This window comes from Enterobacter sp. S-33, assembly GCF_028735835.1.
Taxonomy (GTDB): domain Bacteria; phylum Pseudomonadota; class Gammaproteobacteria; order Enterobacterales; family Enterobacteriaceae; genus Enterobacter; species Enterobacter vonholyi.
Genome location: NZ_CP117838.1, coordinates 4,467,154 through 4,479,164 on the forward strand (window position 1 = coordinate 4,467,154; position 12,011 = coordinate 4,479,164).

The following is a 12,011-nucleotide window of genomic DNA, read 5'->3' on the forward strand; positions in this document are numbered from 1 at the left end:
TGTTCACTCAGAGACTTGGTATTCATTTATTGTCCGAAGACATTAAGAATCCATGTCACTTTGAGTGCCCACACAGATTGTCTGATAAATTGTTAAAGAGCAGTGCAACGCGGCTTTCGCTCACCGTTGCGAGGTCCCGTATATTACGTTTTCCTCGTTCAGAGTCAAGTGATTATTTTCACTTTTCTCTGCTGGCGTTCATCTCTGAACCCCGCTAACCCGGCGGCCTGTAAGCCGTTGTTCCGTGTCAGTGGAGGCGCATTATAGGGAGTTCTCAGACGTTGACAACCCCTCTTTTAAAAAAAACTTTCAACCGTCTCTTTTTTGCTCAAAACCGTGCTATAGCGCCAGTTTTTCGAGCGTTTCAAAGCCATAACGGCGTAAAACGGGTAAAAGTTGCTCAGTCTCTTTCGTGATAGCCATACAAAACGCGATATTCGCATCGGTAGATTTCGCATCCGGCGCTTCGTGTTCCAGCAGCCAGGCAGTACGACGAGCGATAGCCGCACCCGAATCCACCAGGCGCGTCCCCTCCGGTAACACCTCCAATAACTCTTCCTGTAATAGCGGGAAGTGGGTACAGCCCAGCACAACGGTATCCGGAGGTTCGGGCATCCGCAGCCACGGACGAAGAATACGACGCAGCTCGTCGAGTGATACCGCCTTTCCATGCAGCTTCGCTTCGGCCATCTCCACCAGCTCGGCCGAGCCCAGCATCGCAATCTGACATTCGTTAGCAAAACGGTCGATCAACTCGCGGGTATAAGGACGCTTTACCGTGCCTCGCGTTGCCAGCAAACCCACTATGCCGTTCGCCGTCAGACGCGCGGCAGGCTTTATTGCAGGGACAACGCCCACAACCGGGAACTGGAATTTTTCACGCAGGGCGGGAAGAGAAACGGTGCTCGCCGTATTACAGGCGATGACGGCCAGCGCAAGGGGATAGCGTTTTTGTACCGCAGTGACGATTTCAACCACACGCTCAACAATAAAATCTTCGCTCTTTTCCCCATACGGGAAAGCGACGTTATCGAAGGCGTAGATGTAATGGAGATCCGGCAGGAGATGCCGAATCTCATCATAGACCGAAAGCCCACCGACGCCGGAATCAAACACCAGCACGGTGGGACGCGGATTAGAAGGTGTAGCTGCCAGACAAGGTGTATTCCCGTCCTGCAGTTTGGTAGCCATAAACTGTCTCGTAATCTTTATCGAACAGGTTGGCTATTTTACCACGAACTGTGAGATGTGAGGTGACAGGATACGAAACTGCGACATCCCAAAGGCTGACACCGCCCATTTTCACGCGTTCTGACGAATAGGTGTCAGGATCAATCGCGACATCATAGCGGGTGCCCAGATAACGGTAGGCAAGGTTCCAGTCGAGATCCCATACCTGCCAGTCAAGCTGGTACTTAACCTGCTGCTTAGAACGGCGGGCCAGTACTTCGTTGGTTTTGGCATTACGCGGGTCGACGTAATCATATGAAATCTGATGTCCGACCGGGCCAGTATCGAACTGTGCCGTCGCTTCCACACCTTTAATACGTGCTTCGTCAACGTTGTAGTAACGATACGTATGCGGATCGCTGTTAATAAGATTATCAATGTCATTTCGATAGCCGGTGATACGCCAGTTGACCGGTCCCGTCAGACCTTCAAAGCCCCCTTCCCACTGCTTACTCTCTTCCGGTTTGAGGTCCGGGTTACCATAAGAAGCGCTGTGGATCTGGCTCATGGTTGGTGCTTTAAATGCGGTACCGTAGGAGGCAATCACGCGATAGCCATCCACAAACTCCCACGCCGCGCTGGTTTGCCATGTGCCATGGTTACCAAAGTTGGAGTTGTCGTCATTACGCGCCGCCGCTTCCAGCGTCACGCTGCTGAACAGCTGCATTGCCGAAACAAACACGCCGGTATTGCGTTGCTCGTAACCTTTATCGAGGTAGCCCGTTCCGGCCTGCGTCTTCTGCTTTTGCCAGTCCAAACCTGCGCCAATGTTGCCGTGACCGACTTCCACGGTGTTGAGCCATTGGGTGGTGTACTGCTTCACGTCATCCATGGTGGCGGAATCAGCGTAACGCCCTTTCTTCGGATCATAGTTCTGATCTTTACTGCGACCGTAACCCGCGACCAGCTGCGACTGGAAAATCCCCTGGTTGTAACGCAGACCGGTATCCCAGTTCTGGCTATAGAGCTGGCGAGTATCAGGTCGTCCATCCACCATAAAGTTGTCGTCGTAGTGATCGTAACCGTCGTACGCGGTGCGGTTGTCATAACCAAAGCCACGGAAGAAGCCGCTCACGCTGTCGGTAATCTGCTGTTCCACAGAGCCGTACAGCGATTTACTCATAAAGCCATCGCGGTCCGGCTGGCGCGGAGCATCTTTGGCATCAATATCAAAACCACGGGTATAGGTGTAGTTACCCGCCATGGTGATTTTGGTTTTATCCAGCACCTGCTGGAAAGCGCCGTCATAGGTCTGATAACCCTTAGAGCCGACGCCCGCTGAGATTTCCGCACCCGGCTTGTCACGTCCGGTGATGATGTTGATCACGCCGCCAATCGCATCGGAGCCATACAGGGCCGAACGCGGACCACGGATGTACTCAATACGCTGAATCAGCGAGGTCGGGATTTGGCTTAGATCGGGAACGTTGCTGATCCCGGCGTTATTCAAAGGAATACCGTCAATCAGCACCAGCACATGGCGAGATTCCGTTCCGCGAATAAAAGTCGAAGAGTTCGAGCCCATTCCACCGCTTTGCGCGATATCCACGCCAGGCAGACGTGACATGATTTCCACCACGCTTCTGGCCTGCCAGCGTTCAATATCTTCGCGCGTCACCACGGACGTCGGTGCCAGAACAGTTTTTGCCGGTTGTTCAAAACGATTTGCCGTCACCACCAACGAGTCTGCGCTATCCTGCGCCCAGCCCGAAAATGCCGTGACGGACAACGCCGTCAACAGCGATACTTTTTTAATCATTGTTAAAGCATCCACAATATAAGAAGGATGCCGCAGGCCTCATCGATAGCACGCGATGATGAAACCAAATGCGACGTGATCCCGGCAGGTCTTCGGGCTAGGTGGCTATATAAGGATGAAGACTTCCCATTTTCACAGTGTCTACAACGCTCATCCCGCCAGTCTTTACCGCTGCGCGTCAGCTCCAGATTTACACTGGATTCCCTTTTCACTCTCAGGAGACCGGAAACAGAATGCTACAATTAGACACGTATGGATGTCCAGACAGCTATTGGCCATTAAATCTGGACATCCCCTGAACAATGCCTACAATCGCCGCGTAATTCTTTATCACTCAGGACGCATCATGACCCCAGAACACCTCCCGACAGAACAGTACGACGCGCAGCTGGCAGAAAAAGTTGTCCGCCTGCAAAGTATGATGACGCCTTTCAACGCGCCCGTTCCCGAGGTGTTCCGCTCTCCTGTCAGCCACTACCGCATGCGTGCCGAATTCCGCATCTGGCACGACGGTGACGACCTGTACCACATCATTTTCGATCAGCAGACAAAGTCCCGTATCCGCGTGGACAGCTTCCCGGCAGCGAGTGAGCTTATCAACCAGCTGATGACGCTGATAATGGACGGCGTGCGCAACAATCCGATGCTGCGTAACAAGCTGTTCCAGATTGACTACCTGACCACGCAAAGCAATCAGGCGATTGTCTCTCTGCTATACCACAAAGCGCTGAACGACGAGTGGCGCGAGCAGGCAGAAGCGCTGCGCGATGCGCTACGGGCGCAGAACATCAACGTTCACCTGATTGGCCGGGCGACAAAAACCAAAATCATGCTGGATCAGGACTACGTCGACGAGCGCCTGCCTGTGGCGGGTAAAGAGATGGTCTATCGTCAGGTGGAAAACAGCTTCACCCAGCCGAATGCCGCGATGAACGTGCAGATGCTGGAGTGGGCGCTGAAGGCGACGGAAGGGTCAACGGGCGATCTGCTTGAGCTCTACTGCGGTAACGGCAATTTCTCGCTGGCGCTGGCGCGTAATTTCGACCGCGTCCTCGCAACGGAAATCGCCAAGCCGTCGGTAGCCGCCGCGCAGTACAATATTGCCGCTAACCATATCGACAACGTGCAGATCATTCGTATGGCCGCGGAAGAATTCACGCAGGCGATGAACGGCGTACGCCAGTTTAACCGCCTGGAAGGGATCGATCTGAAGAGCTACCAGTGTGAGACGATTTTTGTAGACCCGCCGCGCAGTGGCCTGGACAGCGAAACCGAGAAGATGGTGCAGGCGTACCCGCGTATTTTGTACATCTCCTGTAATCCGGAGACCCTGTGCAAGAACCTGGAAACGTTAGGCCAGACGCACAAGGTTGAACGTCTGGCACTGTTCGATCAGTTCCCGTATACGCACCATATGGAGTGCGGCGTACTTCTGACGGCTAAGTAAATATCCGGCATTTTGGCAGGTGGCGCTTCGCTTACCTGCCCTACAAAATTCTCTACTCCGGTAACTGGCTCTTGCGGCTACGCATGCGCGAGCCAATCCAGAACACCAGCGCCACAGACAGTACCGCAGGGAAGAAGTTAGAGCCGATATCCGGATACTCCGCGCGAACCACGGTGCTATACAGCAATACGCCCAGAATAAAGCAGGCAGCGGCCAGCCCCGGTAACCCCACCGGCATGGTGCGGTTCAGGTAACGTTGATGCAGGCAGTAAACCGTCAGCACCAGCGCTATAAGCGGGAAAATCGAAAATGGAACGATTGAGCTAAAAATAGCGGCAAACGTACCATTAATGGATAAGCCAGCGATCAATGCCAGCAACAGCGTCCCTTTATCCTGACCTGACTGTTTCATTACTCACCTTCACTCTTCAGTTTGATGTGCCAGTTTCTCTTGTTCACGGCGATACCAGTAGTACGCGCCTTTGGAGATCATCCTGAGCTGCAATACCAGTCGCTCTTCGAGCTGCTTGCGTTGTTCAATGCTGACGTCCAGCGCTTCGGCACCCGCGCTGAACACTATCGTCACCATCGCCTCAGCCTGTGCTTCAGTAAAGGCACGCGGCATATGGTTTTCGAGTTCAAGATAGTCGGCAAGTTCCGCGATGAAATGCTGAATTTCACGCGCGACGGCGGCACGAAACGCCGCCGATGTGCCCGAACGCTCGCGCAGAAGCAGACGAAACGCGTTGGGGTTATTGCCGATAAATTCCATAAAGGTCGATACGGAGGTGCGGATCACGCTGCCCCCTTTGGCGATACGCTGACGCGCCTGGCGCATCAGCTGGCGCAGCATCAGACCGCTCTCGTCGACCATAGTCAGGCCCAGTTCATCCACATCACGGAAATGACGATAGAAGGACGTTGGCGCAATCCCGGCCTCGCGTGCGACTTCGCGCAGGCTCAAACTGGCAAAACTCCGCTCAGCACTCAGTTGACTGAATGCGGCTTCCACCAGCGAACGCCGGGTTTTCTCTTTTTGTTGTGCTCTTACGCCCATCACGATAGTTGAATCCTTCCAAAGGCCTGATGGCACTATACCAGAGAATAAAATTAATCTGTTTGTCTGGCTTTGTGAATGATTGTTTACGTGCGGTTTGTGCTCCACTGCCGGAAAAAAGCACAACGATAATTGGGTTACTCCGGCAATGATGTTATGATTCTGTTGCTTTTATGTATAAGAACAGGTAAGCCTTACCATGCCACATTCCTACGATTACGACGCAATAGTTATTGGTTCCGGCCCCGGCGGCGAAGGTGCTGCTATGGGTCTGGTGAAACAGGGAGCCAGAGTAGCGGTCATCGAGCGCTACCATAATGTCGGCGGCGGTTGCACCCACTGGGGCACCATCCCTTCGAAAGCCCTCCGCCACGCCGTTAGCCGCATTATCGAATTTAACCAGAACCCTCTTTACAGCGACCACTCCCGACTTCTTCGTTCCTCTTTTGCTGACATCCTGAATCACGCGGATACCGTTATTAACCAGCAGACACGCATGCGTCAGGGATTTTATGAGCGTAACCACTGTGAAATTTTGCAGGGCAACGCGCATTTTGTGGATGAACACACCCTGGCACTCGAATGCCACGACGGTTCGGTTGAAACCATCACGGCTGAAAAATTTGTGATTGCCTGCGGTTCACGCCCGTACCATCCCGCCGACGTCGATTTCTCGCACCCACGCGTCTACGACAGCGATTCGATTCTGAGCCTGCACCATGAACCCCGCCACGTCATTATCTATGGCGCAGGGGTCATTGGTTGCGAATATGCGTCGATCTTCCGCGGGATGGACGTCAAAGTTGACCTGATCAACACCCGCGACCGCCTGCTGGCTTTCCTCGATCAGGAGATGTCTGACTCCCTCTCCTACCACTTCTGGAACAGCGGCGTGGTGATTCGTCACAACGAAGAGTACGAGAAAATTGAAGGCTGTGACGACGGGGTGATCATGCACCTGAAGTCCGGCAAGAAGCTGAAAGCAGACTGCCTGCTGTACGCCAACGGCCGTACCGGCAACACCGATTCCCTGCAGCTGGAAAATATCGGGCTTGAGACCGACAGCCGTGGTCAGCTCAAGGTCAACAGCATGTATCAGACCGCCCTGCCGCACGTCTACGCGGTTGGTGACGTGATTGGCTACCCGAGCCTGGCCTCTGCCGCCTACGATCAGGGCCGAATTGCCGCTCAGGCGCTGGTGAAGGGTGAAGCAACGGCGCACCTGATTGAAGATATTCCGACGGGCATCTATACCATCCCGGAAATCAGTTCAGTCGGGAAAACCGAGCAGCAGCTAACGTCAATGAAGGTGCCTTACGAGGTGGGTCGTGCGCAGTTTAAACATCTGGCGCGGGCGCAAATCGTGGGGATGAGCGTGGGAACGCTGAAAATTCTTTTCCATCGCGAGACGAAAGAGATCCTCGGGATTCACTGCTTCGGTGAACGCGCCGCGGAAATCATTCATATCGGCCAGGCAATCATGGAGCAGAAAGGTGGTGGTAACACCATTGAGTACTTCGTCAACACCACCTTTAACTACCCGACCATGGCGGAAGCCTATCGGGTAGCCGCGCTGAACGGCTTAAACCGCCTGTTTTAACGCGCTGTCAAAATGGCCATCCATTGCACCGCGGATGGCCTCTGCCAGCTGCTCATAGCGGCTGCGCAGCGGTGAACCCGGACGATAAACCAGGCCAATCGTACGACGCGGTTCCGGCTTAATGCACGGCAGATAGACCACGCCATCACGTTTACGCTCGTGCGGCACCGCCAGCGCAGGCAGAAGCGTAATACCGCTTCCCGCCGCCACCATATTACGCAGCGTTTCCAGACTGGTTGCCCGGAAATGGGTATCTTCATCGGCACCCGCTTCGAAGCAGAAGCCCATAGCCTGGTCGCGCAGGCAGTGGCCGTCTTCCAGCATCAGCAGCTTTTCACCGGCCAGATCGGCCATCGGCACGCGATCGCGGTTCGCCCACGGGTGATCTTCATAGATCGCCAGCATCATTGGCTCATCGAACAGCGGTACTTCAATAAAGGCTTCACTCTCTTTTACCAGTGCCAGAATAGCGCAGTCGAGCTTGCCGCTGTCCAGCTGCGCCAGCAGCTGATGCGTCTGAGCTTCGTGCAGGTACATTTCGAGTTTCGGGAACGTCTGGTGCAACATCGGAATGATGTGCGGCAACAGGTACGGGCCAACGGTTGGGATCAGGCCAATATGCAGCGGGCCGGACATGGCCTCCCCCTGCTGGCTTGCCATTTCCTTGAGCACTTTGACCTCGCGCAGCACGGTGCGCGCCTGATCCACCAGCAGAAGACCTGCCTGTGTGAACAGAACCTTACGACTGGTGCGCTCCAGCAGCATCACGCCCAGCTCGTCTTCAAGCTTGCGGATCTGGCCGCTCAGCGTGGGCTGGCTGACGTGGCAGGAATCTGCCGCGCGGCGAAAGTGACGATGCTCGGCTAACGCTACCAGGTATTCAAGATCACGAATATTCATTATTCATCCTCCGTCGCCACGATAGTTCATGGCGATAGATAGCATAGCAACGAACGATTATCCCTATCAAGCATTCTGTTGAATAATACACCACATAGACGAGGCGGCACGTGTTTGACCCTTGACGTCCCCGCTCCGTCAGCGAGTTTCTCTCAAAACTCGAACAACTAAAGCCAACGTGAACTTTTGCGGACCCCGTGGTCCGCTTTTTTTTTGCGTAAAAAAGGCCGGATATAAAAACAAAATGGCAACCGAAGCGATCATTTTTAATATTTACTCCCTTTCCCCCATACATTTTCATAAGCATCTCTTATCTGACGCAATGCGAATTAAATTTCGTAAATTGCCCACATTTATTCGTTTGCTGAACCGTTTTCGCAGCAATTGACGACGGGGGTTTTACGTGGCTTTATAAAGGGAGATGACAAAATAATGTCCAGAAAATTTTTGCCTGGGCATAAACAAAAATGATGGGGTGACTGGGTTTTTATGAACGAACAATATTCCGCGTTGCGTAGTAATGTCAGTATGCTCGGCAAAGTGCTTGGAGATACCATCAAAGATGCGTTAGGGGAGAACATCCTCGACCGCGTTGAAACCATCCGCAAGCTGTCTAAATCTTCCCGTGCCGGTAACGAGGCCAGTCGTCAGGAGCTGCTCACCACCTTGCAGAACCTCTCTAACGATGAGCTGCTGCCCGTTGCGCGCGCATTCAGCCAGTTCCTGAACCTGGCCAATACCGCTGAGCAATACCACAGCATTTCGCCTAATGGCGAAGCGGCAAGCAACCCGGAAGTCATTGCCCGCACCCTTCGTAAACTGAAAGACCAGCCAGACCTCAACGAGGCCACCATCAAAAAAGCGGTGGAGTCACTTTCGCTGGAGCTGGTGCTGACCGCACACCCCACTGAAATTACCCGACGCACCCTGATCCACAAAATGGTGGAAGTGAACAACTGTCTGAAGCAGTTGGATAACAAAGACATTGCCGACTACGAACGCAACCAGCTGATGCGCCGTCTGCGCCAGCTGATTGCCCAGTCCTGGCACACCGATGAAATTCGTAAGCATCGCCCAAGCCCTGTGGACGAAGCTAAATGGGGCTTTGCGGTGGTGGAAAACAGCCTGTGGGAAGGGGTGCCGAACTACCTGCGCGAGCTGAACGAACAGCTGGAAGAGAACCTTGGCTACCGCCTGCCGGTCGATTTCGTTCCGGTCCGCTTCACCTCCTGGATGGGCGGCGACCGCGACGGCAACCCGAACGTGACCGCGGAAATTACCCGTCACGTCCTGCTGCTGAGCCGCTGGAAAGCGACCGACCTGTTCCTGAAAGACATTCAGGTGCTGATCTCCGAGCTGTCGATGGTTGAAGCGACGCCGGAACTACGCGCGCTGGCAGGTGAAGAGGGTGCCAGCGAACCGTACCGTTTCCTGATGAAAAAACTTCGCGGTCAGCTGATGGCCACTCAGGCGTGGCTGGAAGCGCGTCTGAAAGGTCAGCGCCTGCCAAAACCAGAAGGCCTGCTCAGCCAGAACGAACAGCTCTGGGAGCCGCTGTACGCCTGTTATAAATCACTCCAGGCCTGCGGGATGGGCATCATCGCTAACGGCGAACTGCTCGACACCCTGCGCCGCGTGAAGTGTTTCGGCGTGCCGCTGGTGCGTATCGACGTCCGTCAGGAAAGTACCCGCCATACCGAAGCGCTGGGCGAGCTGACCCGCTATCTCGGCATCGGCGACTATGAAAGCTGGTCCGAAGCCGACAAACAGGCCTTCCTGATCCGCGAGCTGAACTCGAAGCGCCCTCTGCTGCCGCGCAACTGGGAGCCAAGCAACGAAACCCGCGAAGTGCTCAACACCTGTAAAGCGATCGTGGACGCGCCGAAAGGATCGGTGGCCGCCTATGTGATCTCTATGGCGAAGACCCCTTCCGACGTGCTGGGCGTTCACCTTCTGCTGAAAGAAGCGGGAATCGACTACGCCCTGCCGGTCGCCCCGCTGTTTGAGACCCTCGACGACCTGAATAACGCCAACGACGTCATGACCCAGCTGCTGAATATCGACTGGTACCGCGGCTTTATCCAGGGCAAACAGATGGTGATGATTGGCTATTCCGATTCCGCGAAAGATGCAGGCGTGATGGCGGCATCCTGGGCGCAGTATCAGGCGCAGGATGCCCTGATCAAAACCTGCGAGAAAGCCGGTATTGAGCTGACCCTGTTCCACGGACGCGGTGGCTCAATTGGCCGTGGCGGCGCGCCTGCACATGCAGCCCTTCTGTCACAGCCGCCGGGAAGCCTGAAAGGCGGCCTGCGCGTCACCGAGCAGGGCGAGATGATCCGCTTCAAATACGGTCTGCCGGAAGTGACCATCAGCAGCCTGTCGCTTTATACCAGCGCTATCCTGGAAGCAAACCTGCTGCCGCCGCCGGAGCCGAAAGCATCCTGGTGCCATATCATGGACGAGCTGTCTGATATCTCCTGCGATCTGTACCGCGGCTACGTGCGTGAAAACAAAGATTTCGTTCCTTACTTCCGCTCGGCCACGCCTGAGCAGGAGCTGGGTAAACTGCCGCTGGGCTCACGTCCTGCGAAGCGTCGCCCGACCGGTGGCGTAGAGTCTCTGCGCGCGATCCCGTGGATCTTCGCCTGGACGCAAAACCGTTTGATGCTGCCCGCCTGGCTGGGTGCCGGTGCCGCGCTGCAAAAAGTGGTGGAAGACGGTAAACAGAGCGAGCTGGAGACCATGTGTCGCGACTGGCCATTCTTCTCTACCCGTCTGGGCATGCTGGAGATGGTCTTCTCGAAAGCTGACCTGTGGCTGGCGGAATACTACGATCAGCGTCTGGTGAAACCTGAGCTGTGGGCGCTGGGCAAAGAGCTGCGCGAACTGCTGGAAGGCGACATCAAAGTGGTTCTGGACATCGCCAACGACTCACACCTGATGGCGGACCTGCCGTGGATTGCCGAGTCTATTCAACTGCGTAACATCTACACCGACCCGCTGAACGTCCTGCAGGCAGAGCTGCTGCACCGTTCGCGTCTGGCGGAAGAAGAAGGGAAAGAGCCGGATCCGCGTGTTGAACAGGCGCTGATGGTGACGATTGCGGGCGTTGCGGCGGGTATGCGTAACACCGGCTAATGCTTTACGCCCGGCGGCGCTGCGCTTGCACGGGCCTACGATAAGTAGGCCGGGTAAGCGTCGGCGCCACCCGGCAAAATTCGGTAATCTCCTTATGCATTCCGATATCACCCAAATTTTGACTGACCTGGTGAACCGCACGTTACCGCTGGGTCAGATTCATTTCTCAGCGCTGGCTGAACAGCACCCCCGGACCTCTCCCTGCCTCGGCATTACCCTTGATACCCCCTGCGAGGCTATGTTTTCTTTTTTTGGACAAATCACGCCTCCCGCGCCTCACGCCCTGAGCATACATTTCGGTAAGCAGCTACTGACTATCGAGTTACAGCATGACAATACGCTTTTACAGCAGTTCCAGATTGCCCGACGCGGCCCGCGAACGGGGGCTTTTCTTCTTCAAACGCTTACCGAATTACAGATGCAGCCTGAGGAGCAGGACACAGCAAGGCTGGTGGTTTTAAGCTTGCTCAGCCACTGCCGGGATCTGCTTGGCAGCGAAATTCATACCGACAGCCGTAGCCGGGCACTATTCGAAGCCGTTCGGAGCTATATCGAAGAAAATTATGCCTCTTTGTTAACTCGCGAATCCGTGGCACAGGCGTTCTACATCACACCAAACTACCTTTCCCATCTATTCCAGAAAGTCGGCAGCGTCGGATTCAATGAGTATTTAACAAAAACGCGCTTGGAACATGCGCGCCAGCTGCTGAAAGGCTACGATCTCAAAATTAAAGATATCGCCCCACGCTGCGGATTTACGGACAGCAACTACTTTTGCCGTCTCTTTCGCAAGCACACCGAACGTTCCCCTTCCGAATATCGACGTCAGTACCACAGTCAGCTGATCGCCAAAAAATAGCACTGTGATCGCTCTCGC

At 54.8% G+C, this 12,011-nt stretch carries 9 protein-coding genes and 1 riboswitch; of the genes, 4 read left to right on the plus strand and 5 right to left on the minus strand.

Annotated features, from left to right (window positions below; genetic code table 11):
• Positions 1 to 339: 339 nt before the first annotated feature.
• Both murI and btuB read right to left on the minus strand, forming a co-directional pair.
• On the minus strand, positions 340 to 1,191 hold the full coding sequence (gene murI / locus PUP35_RS21270) for a glutamate racemase (RefSeq protein ID WP_023309660.1): 852 nt from the start codon (positions 1,189 to 1,191) through the stop codon (positions 340 to 342).
• The gene (btuB, locus tag PUP35_RS21275) at positions 1,136 to 2,989 is read right to left on the minus strand and encodes a TonB-dependent vitamin B12 receptor BtuB (RefSeq protein ID WP_274241289.1); all 1,854 of its coding nucleotides are present in this window, start codon (positions 2,987 to 2,989) and stop codon (positions 1,136 to 1,138) included. Before btuB ends, murI begins: the two co-directional genes overlap by 56 nt.
• A gap of 66 nt (positions 2,990 to 3,055) precedes the next feature.
• Positions 3,056 to 3,231, minus strand: a riboswitch (cobalamin riboswitch).
• A 104-nt stretch (positions 3,232 to 3,335) separates the two neighbouring features.
• On the opposite strand from btuB, the gene trmA reads away from it, so the two are divergent.
• Positions 3,336 to 4,436, plus strand: a complete 1,101-nt coding sequence (trmA, locus tag PUP35_RS21280) for a tRNA (uridine(54)-C5)-methyltransferase TrmA (RefSeq protein WP_111963978.1) — start codon at positions 3,336 to 3,338, stop codon at positions 4,434 to 4,436.
• Positions 4,437 to 4,488: 52 nt separating this feature from the next.
• Here the strand turns inward: trmA and PUP35_RS21285 are convergent, their stop codons facing one another.
• Together PUP35_RS21285 and fabR are read right to left on the minus strand one after the other, a co-directional pair.
• Entirely contained in the window at positions 4,489 to 4,848 is a 360-nt protein-coding gene (locus tag PUP35_RS21285) for a YijD family membrane protein (RefSeq protein WP_008501783.1), read from the minus strand.
• A 9-nt stretch (positions 4,849 to 4,857) separates the two neighbouring features.
• Positions 4,858 to 5,496 carry an HTH-type transcriptional repressor FabR gene (fabR, locus tag PUP35_RS21290; RefSeq protein WP_008501784.1) on the minus strand — a complete coding sequence of 213 codons (639 nt, stop codon included), beginning with the start codon at positions 5,494 to 5,496 and terminating at the stop codon, positions 4,858 to 4,860.
• A gap of 196 nt (positions 5,497 to 5,692) precedes the next feature.
• On the opposite strand from fabR, the gene sthA reads away from it, so the two are divergent.
• On the plus strand, positions 5,693 to 7,093 hold the full coding sequence (gene sthA, locus PUP35_RS21295) for a Si-specific NAD(P)(+) transhydrogenase (RefSeq protein ID WP_008501785.1): 1,401 nt from the start codon (positions 5,693 to 5,695) through the stop codon (positions 7,091 to 7,093).
• On the opposite strand, the gene oxyR is transcribed toward sthA, so the two are convergent.
• Positions 7,076 to 7,993, minus strand: coding sequence for a DNA-binding transcriptional regulator OxyR (gene oxyR / locus PUP35_RS21300; RefSeq protein WP_008501786.1), 918 nt, complete (start codon positions 7,991 to 7,993; stop codon positions 7,076 to 7,078). The genes sthA and oxyR overlap by 18 nt on opposite strands.
• Before the next feature lie 489 nt (positions 7,994 to 8,482).
• Between oxyR and ppc the strand changes: the two genes are divergently transcribed.
• Entirely contained in the window at positions 8,483 to 11,134 is a 2,652-nt protein-coding gene (gene ppc / locus PUP35_RS21305; RefSeq protein WP_047653049.1) for a phosphoenolpyruvate carboxylase, read from the plus strand.
• Between the two features lie 94 nt (positions 11,135 to 11,228).
• Positions 11,229 to 11,993, plus strand: a complete 765-nt coding sequence (locus PUP35_RS21310) for a helix-turn-helix transcriptional regulator (RefSeq protein ID WP_133295341.1) — start codon at positions 11,229 to 11,231, stop codon at positions 11,991 to 11,993.
• The last annotated feature ends 18 nt before the right edge of the window (positions 11,994 to 12,011 follow it).